Origin of the sequence: Clostridium polyendosporum (assembly GCF_018332455.1) — a bacterium.
GTDB lineage: Bacteria > Bacillota > Clostridia > Clostridiales > Clostridiaceae > Clostridium_AY > Clostridium_AY polyendosporum.
The window spans coordinates 1-22,803 of the sequence record NZ_BOPZ01000043.1 but is presented as its reverse complement, the minus strand read 5'-3'; the positions used below and the strand labels follow the sequence as shown (position 1 = coordinate 22,803).

The 22,803-nt window shown below is 30.6% G+C and carries 21 protein-coding genes and 2 pseudogenes; 18 read left to right on the top strand and 5 right to left on the bottom strand.

Annotated elements, in window-relative coordinates:
• Window positions 1-198: 198 nt before the first annotated feature.
• Window positions 199-1,446: an APC family permease gene (locus tag CPJCM30710_RS16425; RefSeq protein WP_212905241.1), complete on the bottom strand. Its 1,248-nt coding sequence runs from the start codon at window positions 1,444-1,446 to the stop codon at window positions 199-201.
• Between the two features lie 131 nt (window positions 1,447-1,577).
• On the opposite strand from CPJCM30710_RS16425, the pseudogene CPJCM30710_RS18170 reads away from it, so the two are divergent.
• The 5 genes and pseudogenes from CPJCM30710_RS18170 to CPJCM30710_RS16405 form a co-directional block, all read left to right on the top strand.
• Window positions 1,578-1,754: pseudogene (locus tag CPJCM30710_RS18170) on the top strand (LysR family transcriptional regulator); the annotation flags it as partial.
• Window positions 1,755-1,853: 99 nt separating this feature from the next.
• Window positions 1,854-2,471, top strand: coding sequence for a LysR family transcriptional regulator substrate-binding protein (locus CPJCM30710_RS16420; RefSeq protein ID WP_308442618.1), 618 nt, complete (start codon window positions 1,854-1,856; stop codon window positions 2,469-2,471).
• 620 nt (window positions 2,472-3,091) lie between these two features.
• Complete coding sequence (locus CPJCM30710_RS16415) at window positions 3,092-3,697, top strand: DJ-1/PfpI family protein (RefSeq protein WP_212905240.1); 606 nt, start codon at window positions 3,092-3,094, stop codon at window positions 3,695-3,697.
• A 155-nt stretch (window positions 3,698-3,852) separates the two neighbouring features.
• Window positions 3,853-3,999 (top strand): DNA-binding protein, encoded by a 147-nt coding sequence (locus CPJCM30710_RS16410; protein WP_212905239.1) that lies wholly within the window; start codon window positions 3,853-3,855, stop codon window positions 3,997-3,999.
• A gap of 61 nt (window positions 4,000-4,060) precedes the next feature.
• On the top strand, window positions 4,061-4,495 hold the full coding sequence (locus tag CPJCM30710_RS16405) for an Lrp/AsnC family transcriptional regulator (protein WP_212905238.1): 435 nt from the start codon (window positions 4,061-4,063) through the stop codon (window positions 4,493-4,495).
• A gap of 35 nt (window positions 4,496-4,530) precedes the next feature.
• Here the strand turns inward: CPJCM30710_RS16405 and CPJCM30710_RS16400 are convergent, their stop codons facing one another.
• Both CPJCM30710_RS16400 and CPJCM30710_RS16395 read right to left on the bottom strand, forming a co-directional pair.
• Window positions 4,531-5,727 carry an MFS transporter gene (locus CPJCM30710_RS16400; RefSeq protein ID WP_212905237.1) on the bottom strand — a complete coding sequence of 399 codons (1,197 nt, stop codon included), beginning with the start codon at window positions 5,725-5,727 and terminating at the stop codon, window positions 4,531-4,533.
• A 188-nt stretch (window positions 5,728-5,915) separates the two neighbouring features.
• A complete protein-coding gene (locus tag CPJCM30710_RS16395; protein ID WP_212905236.1) occupies window positions 5,916-6,695 on the bottom strand; it encodes an MBL fold metallo-hydrolase in 780 nt (259 codons plus the stop codon).
• A 208-nt stretch (window positions 6,696-6,903) separates the two neighbouring features.
• Between CPJCM30710_RS16395 and CPJCM30710_RS16390 the strand changes: the two genes are divergently transcribed.
• The 8 genes from CPJCM30710_RS16390 (at window position 6,904) to CPJCM30710_RS18280 (ending at window position 13,525) form a co-directional block, all read left to right on the top strand.
• The gene (locus CPJCM30710_RS16390; protein ID WP_212905235.1) at window positions 6,904-7,227 is read left to right on the top strand and encodes a thioredoxin family protein; all 324 of its coding nucleotides are present in this window, start codon (window positions 6,904-6,906) and stop codon (window positions 7,225-7,227) included.
• Between the two features lie 241 nt (window positions 7,228-7,468).
• The gene (locus CPJCM30710_RS16385; RefSeq protein ID WP_212905234.1) at window positions 7,469-8,332 is read left to right on the top strand and encodes a MurR/RpiR family transcriptional regulator; all 864 of its coding nucleotides are present in this window, start codon (window positions 7,469-7,471) and stop codon (window positions 8,330-8,332) included.
• A 410-nt stretch (window positions 8,333-8,742) separates the two neighbouring features.
• A complete protein-coding gene (locus tag CPJCM30710_RS16380) occupies window positions 8,743-10,131 on the top strand; it encodes a 6-phospho-beta-glucosidase (RefSeq protein WP_212905233.1) in 1,389 nt (462 codons plus the stop codon).
• A gap of 159 nt (window positions 10,132-10,290) precedes the next feature.
• Window positions 10,291-10,458, top strand: a complete 168-nt coding sequence (locus tag CPJCM30710_RS16375) for a hypothetical protein (protein ID WP_212905232.1) — start codon at window positions 10,291-10,293, stop codon at window positions 10,456-10,458.
• 346 nt (window positions 10,459-10,804) lie between these two features.
• A complete protein-coding gene (gene rsgA / locus CPJCM30710_RS16370) occupies window positions 10,805-11,890 on the top strand; it encodes a ribosome small subunit-dependent GTPase A (protein ID WP_212905231.1) in 1,086 nt (361 codons plus the stop codon).
• A 157-nt stretch (window positions 11,891-12,047) separates the two neighbouring features.
• Window positions 12,048-12,407, top strand: a complete 360-nt coding sequence (locus CPJCM30710_RS16365) for a hypothetical protein (RefSeq protein WP_212905230.1) — start codon at window positions 12,048-12,050, stop codon at window positions 12,405-12,407.
• A gap of 386 nt (window positions 12,408-12,793) precedes the next feature.
• Window positions 12,794-13,015 carry a hypothetical protein gene (locus CPJCM30710_RS16360; RefSeq protein ID WP_212905229.1) on the top strand — a complete coding sequence of 74 codons (222 nt, stop codon included), beginning with the start codon at window positions 12,794-12,796 and terminating at the stop codon, window positions 13,013-13,015.
• A 261-nt stretch (window positions 13,016-13,276) separates the two neighbouring features.
• Complete coding sequence (locus CPJCM30710_RS18280) at window positions 13,277-13,525, top strand: YhfC family glutamic-type intramembrane protease (RefSeq protein WP_407645006.1); 249 nt, start codon at window positions 13,277-13,279, stop codon at window positions 13,523-13,525.
• Window positions 13,526-13,656: 131 nt separating this feature from the next.
• Here the strand turns inward: CPJCM30710_RS18280 and CPJCM30710_RS16350 are convergent, their stop codons facing one another.
• A complete protein-coding gene (locus CPJCM30710_RS16350) occupies window positions 13,657-15,138 on the bottom strand; it encodes a glycoside hydrolase family 32 protein (protein ID WP_212905227.1) in 1,482 nt (493 codons plus the stop codon).
• 594 nt (window positions 15,139-15,732) lie between these two features.
• Between CPJCM30710_RS16350 and CPJCM30710_RS18275 the strand changes: the two genes are divergently transcribed.
• Window positions 15,733-15,978: a transposase gene (locus CPJCM30710_RS18275; RefSeq protein WP_407645007.1), complete on the top strand. Its 246-nt coding sequence runs from the start codon at window positions 15,733-15,735 to the stop codon at window positions 15,976-15,978.
• Between the two features lie 583 nt (window positions 15,979-16,561).
• On the opposite strand, the gene CPJCM30710_RS16340 is transcribed toward CPJCM30710_RS18275, so the two are convergent.
• On the bottom strand, window positions 16,562-18,001 hold the full coding sequence (locus CPJCM30710_RS16340) for a PTS transporter subunit EIIC (protein WP_212905226.1): 1,440 nt from the start codon (window positions 17,999-18,001) through the stop codon (window positions 16,562-16,564).
• A gap of 488 nt (window positions 18,002-18,489) precedes the next feature.
• On the opposite strand from CPJCM30710_RS16340, the gene CPJCM30710_RS16335 reads away from it, so the two are divergent.
• The 4 genes and pseudogenes from CPJCM30710_RS16335 to CPJCM30710_RS16320 all read left to right on the top strand — a co-directional run bounded on the left by CPJCM30710_RS16335 (window position 18,490) and on the right by CPJCM30710_RS16320 (window position 22,582).
• Window positions 18,490-19,467, top strand: a complete 978-nt coding sequence (locus CPJCM30710_RS16335) for a LacI family DNA-binding transcriptional regulator (RefSeq protein ID WP_212905225.1) — start codon at window positions 18,490-18,492, stop codon at window positions 19,465-19,467.
• A 427-nt stretch (window positions 19,468-19,894) separates the two neighbouring features.
• A complete protein-coding gene (locus tag CPJCM30710_RS16330) occupies window positions 19,895-20,878 on the top strand; it encodes a carbohydrate kinase family protein (RefSeq protein ID WP_212905224.1) in 984 nt (327 codons plus the stop codon).
• A 583-nt stretch (window positions 20,879-21,461) separates the two neighbouring features.
• A pseudogene (locus CPJCM30710_RS16325) lies at window positions 21,462-21,671 on the top strand (methyltransferase domain-containing protein); the annotation flags it as partial.
• 482 nt (window positions 21,672-22,153) lie between these two features.
• The gene (locus CPJCM30710_RS16320) at window positions 22,154-22,582 is read left to right on the top strand and encodes a hypothetical protein (protein ID WP_212905222.1); all 429 of its coding nucleotides are present in this window, start codon (window positions 22,154-22,156) and stop codon (window positions 22,580-22,582) included.
• The last annotated feature ends 221 nt before the right edge of the window (window positions 22,583-22,803 follow it).

The window sequence follows — 22,803 nt, the reverse complement described above, 5'->3', positions numbered from 1 at the left end:
TTTATATAAAATTTTATTCAAATTAATAGAAAAGCTCTCTTTTAAAATTTATCCACAAGTTTGCTAGAAAAACCCCCTGTTTAAAAAACAGAGGGTTTTTCAGCAAACTGAAGGAGTATATTATACATGTATAATATACTCCTTCTCTTGTTTTTAAGGATTTTTTTAATTAGGTATTGATAATAAGTAAGGCTCTTTTTACTTTCTAGAATTTACATAAAGCCATCCCAAAGTACCTAAGGCAATGGGAAACAGAGATATCAATCCACTGCAAAAATAAATAATTAGACAGATAATTAATGCAAGAAGAGCACACCACCAGCCGAGATCTCGTCTGCTGAGTATTTTTAGTGCAGAAGCCATAGCTATAATATATGATGATAAAAAAACTGAACCAGGAAATTTAAGCAGTTGGTTTAAGTCTGGACTAATAAAAGCAAAACAGGCTAGAACTATTCCAAAATCTATTCCTAAGGCTAAAAGTGCATTTACTGGCGTTTTAAACCTTGAATGTAACTTCGAAAATAATTTTGGGAATTCTCCATCTCTTGCTTCGTTATATATTATTCTTGAGAAACCCGCTATATTTGCATGTATTGTACAAAATGTAATTAATACAGTCAAAATAGCAACTATATATCCCGAGGTTTTACCTAAGGATAGAGCAATTAAGGAACTTAAAGGTGTAGAGGCATTATCGGAAGAATAAACTCCTGTGCCTATAGTTACAAAGGATATAGAGGTATAAAGTAATGCTATAAACAAAGCCGATAAAAATAAGCTTATTGGTATATCCCTAGTAGGTTTTTTAAATTCCTCCGCTAAGGGTGTAATGAGTTCCCAACCAGCAAAGGCAAAAAATATTATAGGGAATGTTGATAATATGGATTTTATTCCCTTAGGGGCAAAAGGTTTAAAGGCTGTTAGTTCTACATGAAAGCTTGAAAACAAAACAATAGATAATAACAGAACTATTATAATTATTACCATAATTGAGCTGATTTTAGAAGAAATATCAATTCCCTTTATATTTAATGCTATGGATATATAAAGCATAGCAGCAGATACCAATATTAACTGCCAAAAGCTAAGGGGCAAAACATAACCTAAATAATAAGCTCCACTCAAGGCAACAGCGGGAAGGCCGATCGGAATTGAACCCATAAGAATCCAACTGGTAACTACTCCAGCTTTAGAACCAAAAGCTTTAGCAGAATAAGAGGCAATGCCGCCAGCTTTAGGTACACGTGCAGCTAGTCTTCCTAAGACAAAAACAATGGGAAAGGATAATAAGGATATTATAATCCAGACTAATAGTGATGCAGGTCCTGCCTTCTGAGCTGTTAAGGCAGGTAGTACCAATATACCGCAGCCAATTACAGCGGATATGGATAAGGCTGTACCTTGTTTCCAATTTATAGTGGCTTTTAACTTATCTTCATTCATAAATTGATTCCTTTCTATCTTTTTAGTACCTTGAATTTACATTTATTTTATATTAACATAGGATTATGTATTAATAAAATTGAATTATTTGAAGTGAATATTCGATTTTATTGAAGTTTAGGAGGTGAGGTATTATAGAACTTAGAAATCTAATAACCTTTTCCCAAATTGCGCATTTAAAAAGCTTTTCGAAGGCAGCAGAAACCCTTGGCTATGCACAATCTACAGTCACAACTCAAATTCAACTTCTGGAACAGGAGCTTGAAACAAAGCTGTTCGAACGAATTGGACGAAGTATAGAGCTAACTGAAAATGGTGAAATTTTTCTTGGTTATGTTGAAAAAATAATAAATCTTTCAAATGAAGCAAAAGAAGCTATTAGTGCATCAGATACTCCTAAAGGTACTCTGAGAATTGGCATTGTTGAATCACTTTGTACAATAAGACTCCCGGATTTACTTAGAAATTTTCGTCAGAAGTATCCTGAAGTGGAAATTATCATTAAATTAGGTGTGTGTTCTGATTTACGGAATATGCTTAGAAGTAATATGGTTGATTTGGTGTTTATTTTAGATGAACAAGTTTATGATCCAGATTTAATTACAAGTATGTCATATAAGGAACCCATGGTAATTTTAGCTTCTCCAGAACATAAGCTGGTAAGTAAAAAGAAAGTAACAATAAGAGATATTGCAGATGAACCATTAATTCTTACTGAAAAGGGATGTAGTTATCGAGGTGTTTTTGAAGCAATGTTTCACGAGGTAGGTTTACAGCCACATTTGTCTTTAGAAGTAGGAAGTATTGAGACCATTAAAACTTTTGCTATGAGTAATTTAGGAATTACTTTATTGCCTTTAATGACGGTACAAAAAGAAATGAATCAAATGCAATTAATAGCTTTGGATTGGGCTGGTGAGGAATTCAAAATGATGACACAATTGCTTTACCATAAGAATAAATGGATGACACCAGCAATGAAGGCTTTTATAGCAGAAGTAGACTTTACTACATCTCTATCATAAATAGTAGCTAACGTTAATTTAGTGATAAGTTAGAGGTTAGCTATTTTTTGATTAATTTTATTTTGTTTACTATAATAGTTTGTACTTAATCGTTCATTCATTATTTCTATAATTCTTGTGTAATCAAGGCCTTTTACGTAAAGACGCAGCACGTTATTGATAATTTGTTTATTCATGAAATTATTGTTCCTATTAATCAACGTATATCAACCTCCATTGATGCTAATATTTTTATAGCTCTAAGTAATAAAGTTATTTTCAATATATGTGTGTTTAAAAATATAATTGTTATTCATAAAGTTGAATATTTAGTTTATTGAATAAAGCTGATATATTTTAATTCAGTAGGAATGATTTCAGAATATTTTGTAGTTGATAAAAGTTAAGAGTGTAGTGGCCATAAGTAAAATAACGGGTTTGATAAGGCATTAATATTGGATTTATTATAGATATTTAATATAGAATATTTAGTTATAACTATGTTTGTTGTTAATAATTGGAAGTGTATTGTATAATGGATAATAACTAATTGAGTAAAATGGGACTTATAATTTTTTACGAATCAGTATGTCAGTATGATACTATAATTAAAATTAAAGATATTGGGGGGAGATGAGAAGGTGTTAGAACAGAAAAACATTGGCATTTTACTTTTTAATGATGTTGAGATATTAGATTTTGCTGGTCCATTTCAGGTATTTTCAATTACTACATATACCGAATGTAATCAAAAACCGTTCAAAGTAAATACAGTTGCTCAAACAAAAGACTTAATAAAGGCTCGTAATGGATTGAAAATTCAGCCTGATTATGATTTCTATGACGCTCCACAGTTTGATATTTTAATTATACCTGGAGGATATGGAGCAGAAGAAATTGAAATTCACAATCCAAAGGTTATAAACTGGATTAAGAATAACATGAATAATGTTTATATAATGGCATCTGTATGTACTGGTGCATTTCTATTGGCAGAAGCTGGTTTATTAGATGGGAAACAAGCTACAACACATTGGATGGACATTGATAGGTTAGAAAAGGAATATACAAAAGTTAAAGTCCAGCGTAATGTTAAGTTTATAGATGAAACTCCTATTATTACATCAGGTGGCATATCAGCTGGAATTAATATGTCATTTTATATTATTAAAAAACTTTTAGGTGAAGAAATAGCTAATGCTACAGCTAAAAGGATGGAATATGATATTAATATCCAAAGTATTTAATCAACGATAATAATTCACATTCTTCTTAAAAGGCGATGTTAGTGGAATTAAGTCGCTTTAATAAAATCTATTGACAAAGTACGCAGATGTTAGTGTAGTATATTTAGGAGGCGGGGGAATGCTAGAATATATATTAAAACTTCTAGGTAGAAACAATGACTAGGGATGAATTAATATCTTTAATTAAGGATAATACAATGGAATCTAGCGAGGTTTTAGAGTACTTAGGAATTTCAAAACAAAGGCTTTCAGATATGAATAGACATGGTAAATTAATTGCGGCTAAAAAAGTATTTATCTGAAAATGGATGTTGAATGTAAAATATTTGCTATTTAACTTGAATAATGAAAGGAGCTCAAAAAATGTTAGATAACACGGATAAGCGTATTTTAGCCGAATTGTCTCGGAACAGCCGTATCACTATGAAAGAGTTGGGAGAGAAGGTGCATTTGACAGGGCAGGCAGCCTCGTCCAGAGTCGCAAAATTAGAGGACAATGGTGTTATTGAGGGATATACTATTAAAATTAACCAAGCGAAATTGGGATACTCTATTCACGCAATGATAAATATCTATACAAAAAGTGAGTACCACCAACCTTATTTGTCCTTCATAAGCTCACAAGAAGAATATATAATACATAACTATAAAATCAGCGGGGACGGCTGTTATCTTCTCGAATGCAAATTTCCCTCTAACGAACTGTTAGATAAATTCTTGATAGAGTTAAATAATTATGTAAATTATAAATTAACTATTATTATTAATGAAACAACCAAAATCAGGCAATGCCCATAGCGAGGCAATACCTGATTTTTTTGTTCATATCTTCTTTATGCAGTCATACGCATCAAATGTGTACGTTCTTTTTTGCCGTGCAGGAAGTAGTAGAGGACAGACGTTGCAAGTCCGATGATTCCCAAAATCGCATACAGAGCATTATAGCCTGTTGTTGGAATGACCAAACCAAGAAGATAAGGGCCAAATCCATTGCCGGCATCAAAAAATATAAAGAAGGTGCATGTAGCGAGGCCCATGCGGTCACGTTCAACCGAATTAACTGCTATTGCCTGTGTGCATGACGAAATATTGCCAAAGCCAAGACCAATCAAAGCACCTGCCAATAAGAAGGTTCCACTGTTGTTTGCTAAACTGAGCAGCAACATTCCGGCTCCAAAGATGATAAAGACAGGGTGCATGATAAAGTTTGCTCCTTTTATGTCCATCAAGCGACCGATGAATGGTCGTGATACCAATACGGTAGCTGCATAAACAACAAAGAAAAAGCTTGCTGTATCCTCCAAGTTGATCTTGATAGCATATAAATTTATATAAGCAAGAACGCTGGAGAAACAGAAGGCTACCGTAAAGATAATGACGGAGATGGGAAGTGATTTTGGCTCAATGAAGCTGGAAAGCTTAAATCCTAAATTTTCATGTTTAATTTCTGCCGTTTTCAATATAGGGGCATTAAAGAAGAATGCGGTTACCAAACTGATGATACCTAATAAAAGGCAGAAACTGAAAATCATGTGGAAGCTTGTATGTTGCCTAATGTAAAGGCCAATAAATGGCCCGAGTCCAGTAGCTAGTGCTTGGCTCATACTAAAGTAGCCAATTCCTTCCCCTTTCCGCGATAACGGTATAGTGAGGGCTACAATCGTACCTATCACTGTACTGGTTATACCCAGTGCAGTACCGTGTATGAACCGGCTCAGAATGAAAAAGGTAATCCCGTAATCTACAAAGTATAACGATGTAGCTAGTGTAAAAAAGATTAACCCCATAATTAATATTAGTTTTGGCCCAGTTGGATGAATGATCCGCCCGCTAAACAAGCGACCAATCAAAGCCCCGATAATGAAAATACCGAATACAAGCCCTCCTTGGCTTGTAGATGCATGAAATTTATCTACAGCGTAAACAATGATTATTGCATTTAATAGAAAGAACATTAACGTTAAGAAAAAATTTACTAAGGAAAGAATGACAAAATTCTTCGTTAACAATTTATCTCTTGTTTGAGGCACTGTTTAATCTCCTTTCTCTGTAATATTTGATATTGGAAGTACAATGTCCATAATGTGGATGGTGTTTAGCACGTTCCATCTAGCCAGATACAATTAACAAATGGATCTGAATTTAATGCTAATATGGACATTATTTTTGTTATTTTATTTTACTGAATCGCTATCGCTTTTCTGTTTAAAAATAAAAACTATAATGTGTATGATTCGCCATCAGCTGGTATTAGTACGTTAGAAGACATTCTCTTTTCATCTGCGAATTGTTTTAAAGCTTTTCTTGTCACCCTTGCATGGTTAACTGCTTCCATATGGCTGGCAATAATTTTTGCATGTGGGGCAGCTTTATATACCTCGTAAACATCATTTGCATTCATGATTATATGGCTACCTGTTGTGAACTGAGCACCACCAGCGTTTAAAATAATTACTTCTGGATTATGATTGTCTATTGCTTTTTTGACATCGTCGTACCAAATAGTATCTCCTGCTAAGTATACTATTTTTTCATTTGGATTGCTGAAGATAACCCCGCAAGCTTCACTTGTAACGTTAAATTGTTTAAAATAGCTCATAGCTTCTTCATCTGCTACATGTATACAATTTGTTTTTGTTAACTTGATATCTCCAAATAATGTACCATTCTTTTTTAAAACTTCGACATCCTTAAAACCAAAACTTTTCAAAGCTTCCGCTTCTTCTCCATTTTGTGTAAAAATTTTCGTGTTTTTTGGTATTACCTTGATAGCAACCTCATCAAAATGATCCGGATGAATATGTGTGACAATTACAGCGTCTACATCTTTTATGATTTCATCAATAGGCATCGGTAAATCGACCATTGGATTACTTTCCTGATTTTCTGCTGGAATAGGAGGAAAAGTCTCCTTGTCTGCTAACCATGGATCAATTAAAAATTTCTTTCCAGCATATGTGATAGTTATAGTTGCGTTTCTAATTTGTTGAAAATTCATAATAATAACTCCTTTTCTTTTTAATTGTATTAGTATTTGTATACATTTTATAAAATACAAGATGATATTTACATAGATAAAATCAAGTCTTTTTGCAGTTTTACTTGAATAATGAAAGAAGTTAAAAAATATTAGATTTATCAGAGACCAATTCTTGTTATAATTAAGTATCTGTATATAAATAGGATATTTAGGAGGTGAAGACAGGTTGTTAAAAATAAATAGTAATGAAAAAATTAAAAATATCATTAGCGAGAATGAAATGGTTATTTTATATTTTAGTAATAAGGTTTGCGGAGTTTGTGAAGTGATTGGAAATAAGGTTCAAAGAATATTAGAATCTTATTCTAAGGTAAAGAGGATTGATATTGATAGTGAAAAACAAATGGAATTTGTAGCAATGAATAATGTTTTTTCATTTCCATTATTGATACTTTACGTTAATGGTAAAGAAACAATAAGAGTTGGAAGGAATGTTGATTTAATAGAATTAGAAAAAAGTATTAAGAGGTATTATGATATGTTGTTTTAGAAGACAAAGTTAATCAACTAAAAAAACTTTATGTCTCCAATCTGCGGTAGACAAAATAATTGCCTACTGCAGATTGGATTAATTAATAATTTTTAGTTGAGTTTGGAGATTGGTCTAAGTTGATGAAAGATGTCATAACTACAATTTTTATCTGTGTTATACCTTAAAATATGTATGATTCGCCATCAGCTGGTATTAATACATTAGAAGAAATTCCTTTGAAGTGAACTAGGAGGTAATTATGACAATAGAAAATATGATTAAATGCTGTGATAATTTAACCCCCACAGAAAACCAATTAGCGCAATATATTCTGCAAAATAAAGAACAAATTGAAAAATTATCTATTCAAGATCTTTCTGAAAAGACTTTTGTATCAAAATCTGCAATTCACCGGTTTTGTAAAAAAATTGGGGTTGATGGATTTAATGAGCTTAAAGTAAACCTTGTTCAAGATATCATAGAAGAGAGTAAAGGTGAGAATCAAATAGATGTTAATTTTCCTTTTGCGTCTAATGATACTCAGGGAATAATAGCTCAAAAGCTGCTAAAATTATATGAAGCATCAATAAAAGATACTTATAATTCTATTAATGTAGAGGAACTAAGTAAATCAGTAACATTATTACACAATGCAGAAATTATTGATATATATACTCATGCACATAATATTAATATTGCAGAAAATTTTCAGGATAAAATGCGTTCAATTGGTAGAATGGTTAATTGTCCAAAATCTTTTTATGAACAGCGTTGTACGGCAACTGCATCTAAGAGAAAGCATGTAGCTATTATTTTATCATATTCAGGAAAAGCAACCTTTTTACCTCCTATCGTAGAAATATTACATAAAAAGGGGATAGAAATAATCTGGATAGGAAGAGTTGGAAAGAATGTTGTACCTAATTATATAAAGCATCACTTGTATATAAGCGATAGAGAAAATCTTAGGAACAGAATATCTCAGTTCTCATCCCATATTGCAATGCAATATATGTTAGATGTTATTTTTAGCTGCATTTTTAAAATGGATTATGAAAAGAATATAGATTATATTCAAGAAGTTATTGGTATTGTTGATGACAGAAACATTAATGAAGAATAGCAATTCAGAATTCCTTTTTAGAGGAATTTATTAATAGTGATCTTAAAGCTCGTTAGGGGAAAACTCTGACGAGCTTTTTACATTTGAAGAAGCGAAAGTTAGTTAAAAGTATCAAAAAGTTTCAATATAACATGTTACTTGATAAGAATCTTTAGAAAAAAAGACCAGAATAACCTACTTCCGTTGATGGAGGTATGTCTGATAAATATACTTTAAGTATAGTATTTATTTCTTATTTAGAAATCTCAATTAAAAAATTTTAGGCTAAGTAACAACTTAATTTATTGGTTATTAATATTTTGACATAGTGGAGAAAAATATAACTACTTAGCTTGAGGGAGTTGGGGAATTTAGGAAGTGAAAAATTCTATAAGCAAAGAAGTGTATAACATTTGATTGGAGGGAATTTTATGAAAAGATCTATAAAAATTGTAACAATTGGAGGGGGAAGCAGCTATACTCCAGAATTGATGGAAGGTTTTATTAAGCGATATGATGAGCTTCCAATAAGTGAAATATGGTTAGTTGATGTTGAAGAAGGAAAAGAAAAGCTAGAGATTGTTGGGAAATTGGCACAGCGTATGTGGGATGCAACACCATATAATGTAAAAGTAGTTAAAACTCTAAATAGAAAAGAAGCGTTGGCAGGTGCTGATTTTGTAACTACACAATTTAGAGTTGGTTTATTAGATGCAAGAATTAAAGATGAAAGAATGCCTTTATTGCATGGAATGCTAGGACAAGAAACCAATGGTGCTGGTGGAATATTTAAGGCATTTAGAACAATTCCAGTAATAAAAGATATTGTTGAAGATATGAAGGAACTATGTCCTGATGCCTGGCTTATTAATTTTACTAATCCTAGTGGAATTATTACAGAAGCAGTTATTAAGCATTTTGGATGGAAAAAGTGTATTGGATTATGTAATGTACCAGTTATTTCAATGATGAATGAACCAAAAACTATTGGAATGGAGCTTTCACAATTAAATTATCAGTTCGCTGGATTAAATCATTTTCATTGGCATAAAGTTTTTGACAATGAAGGAAAAGAGATTACAGAACAAATAATAGAACACATTAACAAGAAAAATGGTGGAACTCCAGCTAATATTCATCAAGCTGAATTCCCATTAGAATTATTAAATTCTACTAATTTATTACCTTGTGGATATCATCGTTATTATTATTTAGAAAAAGAAATGTTAGAACATAGTTTAGAAGAATTTAATAAAGGTGGAACACGTGCAGAACAAATGAAAGAGGTAGAGGCATCACTTTTTGAAATATATAAAAATCCAGACTTAAACAAAAAGCCTGAAGAGCTTCAAAAGCGTGGTGGTGCATATTATAGTGATGCAGCTTGCGAATGTATAAGTGCAATCTACAATAATAAAGGTATTACTATGGTTGTAAGCACACAAAATAATGGAGCTATACCTTGTCTTGATTCTGATTCTATAGTTGAGGTTTCTAGTATTATTTCAGCTAGAGGTGCAGAACCAATAGCATGGGGTGAAATGGGATCATTTGAAAAAGGATGGTTACAAATTATGAAAGCAATGGAAGAATGCACAATTAATGCTGCATTATCGGGCGATTATGGAATGGCATTACAAGCTTTTACAATAAACCCACTAATTCAAAATGGAATTAAAGCAAGGCAGGTATTAGATGAATTGATGGTAGCACATGAAAAGTATCTTCCACAATTTAAAGAAAAGATTATTGAGTTAAAGGCACAGGGAGTGTCATCAAAGGATCCTGTTGTAGTAGATTTGATTAAAAATGGACACTAAAAAATTCTTGTAAATTAAGCTTATAAAATACAGGGTAGTTGAGTTATCAAGGAGGAAAAATGAGCGTTAAAAAAGATCTATTTGGAATAACGAAAGAAGGGAAAAAGCCTATATATTTACACTTGAAAATTCAAAGGGAATGAAAGCAGACGTAATAATTTGATATTGTTCAGCATTGTTAACATAAGTAAAAATGCTTGTTCTGGAGCAGTTGCAGGATTGATGTCTCCAAAAGGAAAAGAAGCATTCTATGAAAAGTTTGGCTTCTGGAAAAGACCTAACGAAAATTTTGGACATGGTATGATACAATTTTGGGAAAGAAAATAATTAGCAAAACAAACTATGATTATATTTTATTCATTACCTCAGGGGAAATTGTAAAAACTGAAGTTTTTACTTGCTGAATACGTTTTATACTTTTCTATAAAGGTTTTATTGACATAACAATATGCTCATCATATGATAGTCACATATAGATAAATCAAGGTAATACAGAGATTTATCTGTATTATATAAATTAATAAGTTGAAAAAGAAAGGAATGATGTGTTGTGTTAAATATAAATACATGCTTTAAAGCTGAGATTGTAATAAATGGGGAGGTGTGTGAAGAATAATTATTAATACCTCCCCGCAGCAATAAATTTTGTTATTTAATGTGGGAGGAATAAAAATTGGATAAAATAAATTTATATGACCTAGGTTTAAATGAAAGATATATTCAAGAAGCTTCAATGTATGAAAAAGACTTATACATTGCAAGGGTATCTGCTCAATATAAAGATATGTATAAAATAATTACTGAAAATGGAGAGATATTGGCCGAAATCTCTGGTAAGCTAAACTATTCATCAAAATCAGCTATCGATTATCCAGCAGTTGGAGATTGGATTTTAGTAGATAGAATTATAGGCGAAAATGGGAATGCGATTATTCATCATATTCTTTCAAGAAAAAGTTATTTTGAAAGAAAGGTAGCAGGGGCAAGAAGTGATAGTCAAATAGTTGCTGCTAATATTGATACAGTTTTTATATGCATGTCTCTCAATAATGATTTCAATATTCGCAGGTTAGAACGATATATTTCAATTGCTTGGGATAGTATGGCAACGCCAATGGTAGTATTAACAAAAGCAGATTTGTGCAAGGATATTGAGAGTAAAGTTTTAGAAGTTCAATCTGTTGCCATTGGTATAGATATATTAGTTACAAGTAGTGTATTAGAGGATGGATATTTAGCTATAAAAAAATACATTAAAAGTGGTAAAACTATAGCTTTTATTGGATCGTCAGGTGTTGGTAAATCTACTCTCATTAATAAGCTTATAGGTAATGAGACTTTAAAAACGAATAGCATAAGAAATGATGATAAAGGAAAGCATACTACTACTCATAGGGAGTTGATCTTAGTTCCAGATGGTGGAGTTGTAATAGATACTCCTGGAATGAGAGAGTTAGGTATAATAAATGCGGATTTGGATAAATCTTTTAGTGATATAGAAGAAATAGCTAAAAGGTGTAAGTTTTCAGATTGTCGACACGAAAATGAACCTAAATGTGCTGTTAAAGAGGCCATAGAAGAAGGGCTGCTCGATATAGAACGACTAGAAAACTATAAAAAGCTTCAAAGAGAGTTAAAGTATAGCGGACTTAACTCAAAACAACTGGAAAAAGAAAAAATAAATGAGATGTTTGGTAGCATGGGAGCTATGAAAGAAGCACAAAAACTTATTAAAAGTAAGAATAAAAGAAGACGATAAACTGTAGAAAAAGAGAGTTATTAATAAAAAAACTGGGATATTAAAATATCCCAGTTTTTCAGCAAACTGAAGGGAAGTCATTTGACTTCCCTTTAAAAGTAACATGTTTTACCTTTATCCATAGTATGTACCATAAGAAATTATGTAGGAGTAAAATATGAGCTATAGATATCCTTATTATTCAATATTTAGAATGTTAAGTGAAGCCACTGCAACTAGGAAAAATGGTATAATTAAAGTTCAGATGTCAGGAGTTCTTCCAACTGTGTGTCATGAAGCAAAGGTGATCGATAAATATCCAGGGGGCAATATTATGTATATAATGGATCCTGGTACAGCACAGGTCTTTATAAGTATAGATTTTAAAGATGAGTTTAAAGGAGGTTATTGTGTACTTATGTTAGGCGAACCATTTTGGCTAGAAACTGAAATACCTGATTCAGGACATAATGAAGTTACTATTTTTGTAAATGATATACCAGTTGAAAAAATTAAAGTACAAGAAATAGAACAATAGGGTTACTTTAGAGGTGCAAAGTTTAAAATTATACTAGTTTTAATAGTTGTCTTAATAACAAAAAAGGCATGTAAAGTTATCAATTTTACATGTCTTTTCCTTTGGCTATGTTTGGGAGTAATGTTGAGACCATGATACTATATTGATATATAAACATATTTGTTTTTTATATAATGAAATTAAGTTGGAATTGTAATTTATTGCGTATTAATTCAACATTACAAAGTAAGTGTTTTATATGAAAACCTATCTATGGTGTGGTTATAAAACTTTAGGCGATGATTCAATATATAATATTTGTGAAATATGTTTTTGAAAATAGATTATAAAAGAATATGATTTGTTGAATCATAGTTTTATAAATAGAATAGAGAGGTGATTACCATATGGAAGGAAACCCGATAATGCTTGACGAATTAATAGGTGCCCTTGAAGCAAATGGTGAAATAAGTATCACCGATGGAACAAAAGAGATGTTTATTCAAACTGTGGATGACAAAGAGGGTTATTCCTATGTAAGTAGTACAAATGAGGAATTTGGCAGTAGCAGAGAGGCTGTGGAATGGGCAATTGAAAAAATGAATGGTATTGAGAATATAGTGACTTGAGAGTAAATCCGAATTATTTACGGGAGTTAAACAAAAAGGAGGCTATGCCAAAAGTACGAAAAATCTTTTGTCTATATCCTCTTTTTCCAACAAAATCACTTAATACATTAACCCAAATCTTCAATAGCATCTCAAAAGTCATTTTCATGTACAACTACTACCTTATGACCTTTCTTTCGGAGGGCGATTGCTTCTTCTACTTTTCTTCCATGGCATGAATAAGCCCAGCAAGGATTTTCGTTGTTTCCTACTATGAGATAATTGGTTTTAGAGGAAACTAATTATAGCGCCTTTTTGCGCGTCAGTTTTCAATCTTCCTATATACATAGAAAGAATATATACTTGTTTATTGCAATATTGTTGCACGCATTAATGGATTTTCCAGCTGCATTATACCAAATGAAAGTAACAAACATATTCATTACAGAAGATATAGTATTTGTATATTTTATAATAGCAATAATATTCTTATCTAAAACGAAGAAAATTTTTAGCAAAGAAGTTGTATAATGCATCTTCTTTATTTTCTTATAGTATGAACTACTAAATACATAAAAAAAGTGGAATACCTTACTTAATATAAGTTATTCCACTTTCTTTTGTTTCAACCTTCACATTCAGATATAACTTTCTACATCAACTTAATCTAATATTCCTCTTTTTAATGTATACTTATCATAATGGAAATCAATTAAGTCATCACTAAATATTTCTATTCCCGTAGATTCCTTTAATGGAAATATTCTAGTTGTAAAAACTACATCTCCATCATTTATAAATATTTCTGCTATACTGTTGTCCATTAAAACTTTTATTTTAATGTTTTGATTTATATGAAGCTTTGATTTTCTAACAGAACCATATTCTTCTACAAAAATATTTTTCATATTACTTCTATCTAATGTTACTATACAACTTTCCTTATTGAATTCTAGTACTAACTTTTCTTCACTTGAAGATACCAAGTTTACTCCAAAAATATTTGATGATTTTCTATCTAAGTTTATATCAAGTTCATAGGTGTTATTAAAATTTTCTACCTTAAAGAATCTATTACAAATTCCTTTTTCAGATTTTTTTTCATCTCTTAATAATTCTAGTTCCTTTGCAGGTTTTTGAATAATTTTATTATTCTTTAAGCTCAATTCTCTAGGGAAAGTCAAACAATGGGTCCACATATTTTTATCTGTAGGATACTTAAACTCTCCAAGTCCTGCCCATGCTAAAAGCAACATTTGTTTTTCTCTACCTTTAAAACTTTGAGTTGCATAGAAATCAAATCCATTTTCAAATTCATGGAAACTTTCTACTGTAAATTCTAAATTGTCTATATCTAAGTTTCCTAGAACATATACAACATTGAATAAGTTTTTATAATTCTCTCCATCTGGCTCAATTCCTTGTGGTGAGAATACAAGTATATCCTTCCCATCAATGTTTAAATAATCAGGGCATTCCCACATATATCCAAAATCATTATCAAAGTTGGATATATGTAATTCCCCACATATGTCCCATTGAAAGCCATCCTTAGATTTATATACTATAATTGCTCCAGTCAAATCTTCTCTTTGTGCACCTAACAGCATATAGTAATAATCTTTAATTTTAAATACCTTTGGATCCCTTACATGACCTGTATATCCTTTAGGAACACCCTCTATTAATGGATTATCTTTATACTTTACTACTTTACCATTGTTGTCCATTATAGCTAGGCATTGGTTTGCATTTCGTCGTTCTTTATCATACTTAACATTACCAGTGTAGTATAAAAATAAATCTCCATCTATTTCTATAGCAGTACCTGAATATGCTCCATGTGATTCATAACTTTCTGTTGGTATCAATGCAACGTCCTCTCTAGTCCACTCAACTAGATTTTTAGATTTTAAATGTGCCCAATGCTTCATTCCGTGTATTGATCCGAAAGGATACCATTGATGGAATAAATGATAATAACCATTATAATATGCTAAACCATTAGGATCATTTAACAATCCATACTGTGGATGAACATGATATATTGGTTTCCATCTATCATTTAATGCTTTATCCCTAAGATATTTTAATTCTTCATCCGTAGCTTCTAGGATAGTTCTATATTTTTCTTCTTTATACATAGTTATTTAAAACCCTCTCTATCATTAATTACTATTTAGTCGCTTGCAGAATGCTGCAAACATTGATTTTACTAATTTTTAAGCATACACACTTATATGTTTTCCTCCATTACTGATTTAACTTACTACTTTCATATAGAGCGATCAAAGTTAACTGATTAATATACTCCTCTAATTCCCATTTGCTTATCTCATTAATATTTTTATGCGGCAAACCTAAATATGCTTCTATTTCTTTGATAACTCGAAAAGTATCGGGATCACATGGAAAAAATAATACATTTTTTCACTTCTTCATTCCCCCATATATCATTTTGTATAGGTTTTATATACAGTCTGTAAATTATTAATTCTGCAAGCGTTGATTTATCTAACTTCATTTAAGTTAAACTTTTATATTTTCCTCCACTGGGATATAATGAAATTACACCACATAAAACAAAATATCACAGGGAGGTTTTTAACATATTTTGTCTTAACAAACTTAATCAACTTAATATCTTTGATTAAGTTTCTGAATTAAACCAATTCGCTTCAAAACAACCCGTAGGGTTTCTACGCTTACTTGCTGAAAAATTTAATCTTCAGAGCTTCATTCCACAATCTTTCACTCAACATTATTATGCCGATTTAGGCAGGGATAGAAAATATGACCTTTCTTCTATACTTTCTTCCTTATTAATAATGCAAATATTTCATATACCTACCACTGTTCTATTAACTATATTTCTTGTTTTTTCTGCTGAACTAAGAGAGTTTTGTAATTTCTGTGACTCTGTACCAGACGAATCCTTTTTTAGTAGGTTTAAAACTACTTTTGAAAACCTCTTTGCCCATTAACTAAAGAGGAATTTAAAGCTGATGGTCCTTGTAAAGGTAAAAATAGAAGTCTCAGATTTAAATTCACTTGCCCTAAATCTCATAGAGATAAACGTGGAAAATGCTATCATACATGTGAAAATCCATGTACTGATAAAAAAAGTGGTCGCATGACATATGTTTATCATGACAAAGATTTTAGACTTTATCCTGGTGTTCAAAGAAATTCTCCTCAATGAGATGAATTTTACCCTACTAGATCTTGTGTTGAAAGATGTATAGCTTCTTTCAAATTCAATCCGTGTATTGAGCATCCAAGAACAGTAAACACTTCAACTATGCGTGCTAATTTATATTTAACTGCTATCTCAAAACTTATAAATGCTATACTGGCTTACGCCATAGGTAACCCTAACTATATAAGAAGCTTGAATAAACTACTTAAAATATCAGCTTAGTCACATATCCACAATTAAATATTAACCTACATGCTACGCATACCTTTTTATCAAATGGCTTTTTGTCATGTCCTTTTTTGGGATGTTTTTAAGCTTTTTCCCAAAAGTTATCCACATTTTTAATTTTCAATTCTGCAACCATCTAATTAATTACTATTAGCCATAGCTCCTTTTCTAAGTTTTCCATATAAAACTGTGAATACAATACCAGCTATTAAAGCAATTAAATGGGCTATTAAATAGTTAACATGTCCGCTGTTTTCAGCTGCAACTATAGCTATACCTGGAATGGCTGTTGCTCCAAATCCTATTGCTTTTACCTGAGATAGGTACACATATGATCCTCCTAAAGATGCACCTAAACATCCTGCTATTAATGGGAATTTGTATTTTAATGTAACACCAAATATTGCTGGTTCTGAAATTCCAAAAAGTACTGATGAAAATGATGAAATACATATTTGTCTTGCCTTTAGATCTTTCCAATTTAAGAATAGGAATCCTAAAACTGCTCCACCTTGAGCAATTAAAGCTACTGACATTAAAGGCATTAAGAAGTTTCTACCTGTATCTGCTATTAATTGTGCCTCAACTGCACCTATTACATGGTGTAATCCTGTGATAACTATTATTTGCTGGATTCCTGCAAATAGCATATATCCAAATATACCTAGATTTTCAGTTATCCAGAATAATGAATTTGTTAAAATATAAGCTAGTCCTCTTCCTGCTGGTCCTATAATTGTGAATAGTAGGAATGTGGCAACTGTAACTGTTGAAATTGGTGCTAAAAATAACTTAAGCATATCAGGAATTTTTTTATTAAAGAATACATCTAATTTTGCTGTTATAAATCCCATCATTAGTGCAATAATAATTCCACCTTGGAATCCTACCAATTGCACATTTAGTCCAAACATATTTATTATCTCAGGTTGTACCGTACCCTTGCCCACATCATATGCATTAGCTAAAGCTGGATGTAACATTATTGCTCCAATTACTAAACCTAATACTGGAGTTCCACCATATCTTTGTGTAGCTGAATAAGCAACTAATAAAGGTAGAATTGTAAATATTCCTGTTGAAGTTATTGTAAAAAATCTATTGAATCCTGCTAAACTAGGGATCATTTCCACAATTGATTGAGATCCAAATATTCCTTTTTGCCCTAAAAGACCTGTTATCCCCATAAGCAATGCAGCTGCTAATAAACCTGGTATTATGTTAACAAATACATCTGATAATGATTTAATAGCTTTCTGAAATGGATTTTGTTTTTGTACTGATTTAGCTTTTACATCTCCAAGTGACATCTTCTTAGTTCCACTAACATCTGCAAACACTTCATAGACATCGTTTACAGTGCCAGCGCCAAAAATTATTTGAAGCTGATCTCCAGCTATAAATACACCTTTAACTAAATCTAGTTTTTCTATTATGTCTAGATTTGCAACTTTATTATCTTCTAAAACGATTCTTAATCTTGTTGCACAATGAGCTAATCCTTGAATATTTTCTTTTCCCCCTACGAGTTGTAACAATTCTTTAGATATTTTTTCATATTGTTCAGTTTTACTTTTCATTATTAATCCCCCTCATATTCATTGGAACCGGTTCCTATGAGTTAATCCTATCATAATAAATTTTACTTTGTCAACACTTAAATTAAATAATTTTATTTAAAATATATGGAAATATTATCGGATGGTAGAGCTGAATTAGATTTATCAAAAGCTCAAGTTTGGTGTCTTTAAAAAGTTTAAATTGCTTTAAAAATTGATTAATTCAATTATTTAAAAATATTTTATTTATCGTAAAGTCTAATTAGGTATATCTTTTTCTGTTATAATAGTATTTATAAAAAATATTATTTTATTAGTTAATTACTTAGTATGATTTTATAGATACTTAAAAGGTAGAACTTTTCTTTATAACATTGAAATATCTAACTTTTCACTATTTTTTGTTATACAAAAGTTTAGTAATATAATTAACGATCCAAAGAAGAAAAGCGATTATTTAGATAAAGTTTTAGTAACGTTTATACACTTTGTTTTGAAAGGAAGCATCAATGAAAAAGAATTTAACGATTAAAGATATAGCTGAAATGGCAGGTGTTGCTAAAAGTACTGTTTCAAGATATTTAAATAATGGTAATATTAGTGCTGCCACTAGTGAAAAAATAAAAAAAGTTATAGAAGCTAACCAATATGAGCCTAATGCATTTGCTCAAAGTTTAAAAGCAAAAAGAACTAGATTTGTAGGTATAATAGCTCCTTGCTTAGACTCAGTAGTAAAGTCTAAAGTTATTATGGCTTTAGATGATGAACTTAGGAATAATTCATATAATTCCTTAATTATCAATACAAGTTTGAAAACGGAATTAGAGGTGGAAAGTCTAGAAAATTTAGCAAGATTAAAGGTTGATGGAATAATTTTAGTGGCGACTGAAATTACCGAAAAGCACAAAGAGGTAATTAATAAGATTAATATTCCTATTACAATTATTGGACAACAATATAGCGAAGTTACATCCATAATAAATGATGATTATAATGCTGGTTTTAGAGTAGGTGAGTATATTAGAGAATGTGGACATAAAGATGTAGTATACCTAGGAGTTTCAGAAACGGATGTAGCTGTAGGTATAAAACGTAAAAATGGAGTGTTAAACGGATTTGGCAATGAAATGCTAGTTAAAATAACTGATTTTACAAGTGAAAATGCAGAAAGTATTGTAGATGAGTTGTTAAAAAGTCACACACCTACAGCTATTATATGTGCAACTGATAAAATTGCAGTAGGAGCTTTTAGAGCAATTGAAAATAATAATAAAAAAGTTCCAGAAGACATATCTTTAATAGGTTTTGGAGGATATGATACATCAACTTTAATAAGTACTAGTTTAACAACAATAAAATTTAATAATAAGAAAATGGGGGAAATGGCAGCAGATACAATAATTAAATTAATTAATGGCGAAGAAGTTCCTAAACTACAAATTACAGAATTTAACTTTATAGAAAGAAATAGTGTTAAAAGATTTTAAGGAAGAGTAAAAAACATTATCAATGTTATTAAATTTTGAAACTTGATAATGTTTTTTGTATTCACAAAACGTTAACTTAAAAGTATTGAAAGGGAAATATTTATATGATAATATTATAACAACGGGAACCGGTTCCTAAAACCAGTAGAGAGATAATAATAGAGCACTAAACTGTTTAGATGATTGCAGAATTGAAAACTAAAAAATATGTATAACTTTAAAAAAAGTTTGAAAAGATTCAAAAGAAGAACACGCCAAAAAGCCTTTTGATAAAAAGGTATGCGTAGCATGTTGGTTAATATTTAAAGTAGTAAGTTAGGTTTGTAGTGGAGGAAAATATAATAGTATAACTATAAAAAGTTAGAAAAATCAACGCTTACGGAATTCCGAAAGCGACTAACTAAACTGTTTAATGGGCGATGATTATATGAGCAAAGTAATATCCATAGGTGAAGCTTTAATAGATTTCATTCCTCAACAAAAAGGAAAGACTCTTAAAGATGTAGATGGATTTTTAAGAGTTCCAGGAGGTGCACCTCTTAATGTAATTGCAGCAGTATGCAAATTGGGTGGTAGAGGTATGCTATTAACAAAGCTTGGAGTAGATGCCTTTGGAGATAAGATTTTAGAAGATGCTAACATATTAGGTATAGATACTTTAAGAGTTCTAAGAACTAAGGAAGCAAATACTGCCTTGGCCTTTGTTTCACTAAGAGAAGATGGGGAAAGAGATTTTTCATTTTATAGAAATCCCAGCGCAGATATGCTTTTAAGTGAGGATGAAATTAATAAAGAAGATTTTGAATATGGAGATATATTACATTTTTGCTCTGTAAGTTTAATAGATGCTCCTATTAAAAATGCTCATGAAAAGGCTATAGAATATGCAAAAGCTAATGGGGTAGGAGTAAGTTTCGATCCACACATAAGATTACCTCTTTGGGATAGTGAAGAAAGTTGCAGAGAGGCTGTACTAGAATCTCTACCATATGCGGATATAGTAAAAATAAGTGATGAGGAATTGGAGTTTATTACAGGTATTAAAGATGAAGAAAAAGCTTTGAAATCATTATTTGTAGGTGATGTTAAAGCCGTTGTATATACTACAGGTAGTAAGGGAGCCAAGTTTATAACAACTAATCTCTGTGTTGAATCAGATACTTTTGAGGTGAAAGTAGAAGATACAACAGGAGCAGGAGATTCTTTTATTGGATCTTTATTATATCAGCTTTCAGCTAATAGCATAAAAATAGAAGATTTAAACAGGTTAGATAAAGAAAAAATAAAAGAATTATTGAAGTTTTCTAATGGGGTTGCTGCTTTAACTGTATCTAAAAAAGGAGCTATGGCTGCGTTACCAACAAGAGGAGAAGTTGAGGATTTTATTAATAAAAACCAGAATACTTTGTAATAAACTTATTGTAGAGAATTTTTATAGTTTAAATTAAAAGATAAAATTTATAAGATTTATATGAAAAAACCTAATTTAATTTGATATAGGTATAGGTAAGCTTAATGGGGAAGTTTGAGCTATCTGTAAAATAAGTACTAAAGCTAAGATGATATGCTTTAGTACTTTTTGTTATACAAAATAAATTTAATTTATAAATCTAAATAGGACTCTATTGGTCATATATAAATAATTTATAAGTTTTACTAATGTCTTGTAGACAAGTCTTTTTTCATGTTATGATATTTGGAATATATGTAATAATTTCTAGATTAAGGTATATGTTGAGCTTTAAGAATTTTTAAATCTAGTAGAGCCAACATTTATTTGAACTAGATAATAGTAATTTAATAAGACTTAAATCTCTAGCTTAATTTAAACAATAATAAAAGGAATCTTTCAGGAGTGTATTATGAAATATAGTAAACTATTTAATAAAAATTCAAAGTTATATTTAAATTCACGTCCATCTTACCCAGATGAGCTTTATAATCACTTAAATTCAATTTGCAAAAATAAAGATTTAGCATGAGATTGTGCATGTGGTAATGGACAAGTTGCAATTGATTTGATTAGATATTTTAATAAGGTATATGCTACAGATATTAGTGAAAATCAAATATTAAACGCAATGGAGCATGAAGGTGTAGAATATTCTATTCATTCATCAGAATCAACAGAGTTTAAAAATAATTCCTTTGATTTAATCTGTGTGGCTCAAGCACTCCATTGGTTTAGTTATGATACTTTTTAGCTAGAAGTAAAAAGAGTTCTTAAAAAAGATAGAATATTTGCAGCATGGGGTTATTCATGGTTCTATATAAATAAAGAAATTGATTCATTAATAAAGTCTGAATTACTTGAAAAGATTACCCCATATTGGGCACCTCAGAATAAAGTTCTATGGGAAAAATATGTAGATGTAAAGTTACCTTTTAAAAAAGTTGATTATCCTAATATCGAAATGAGTGTTGAATGGAACTTAGACGAGCTCTTTGCATATATGCAATCATGGTCAGCAACAAGGTTGTGTATTGAAGTGGAAGGAACTGACTTTTATTTTGATGCTTATGAAAAGATAAAGAAAATTTAGAGTCATAAGAATGATAAGAAGAAGATTAAAATGGAGTTTTGTATGATAGTTGGAAGAAATGAGTATTAAGTCATAATATTTTTAAAATGAGTCGCAGCAGTAGAAAATTACGATATAGAAAATCAAAGAGGTGTAGTGTCTAAATGAAATTTTATAATCCAAAAAACAAAGAAAAAATTGGAATCTGGGATTATCAAGCAATAATAGATTATCAAAGATTAAGAATTAAACTTGAATACAAAACAGAGCCTCCATTTGGAGATTCTATATATTCAGTAAAACTAGTATTTGATGGAGGTCAGATGAATATATTTCCATTTTGGATTTACGGAAGGGCTATCTTATTCTTTAATAATTATGTTGTATTGCAGGGAATGGAAATAGGTTCTTATAATAATGAATTGTATTCTATGATTATAGATATAGACACAAGACAATATACAATATTAGATAATTGGTACAATAAGTATGATATTGAAAATAATTTACTGGTATTATTAGACACTTTTCATAATAAAAAACAGGTGATAGAAAGGAAAAATAAATTTATTTGGTTCCCAATATTTTTGTGATTAAGTTTCTTCGCACTTTTCTTATTTTATGAACTAAAAGTTATAAACAAATTTATTAACAGAATATATAAAGAAGAAGTATATTATACATGTATAATATACTTCTTCTCAGACTGCTGACAAAGTGTCAGCAGTCTTTGTTTTTACTGAATTATGAAGTAAAATTAAAAGTATAGAATTTTATTTCATAGGAGTTATTCAAATGATACGAGAAAGAAAAG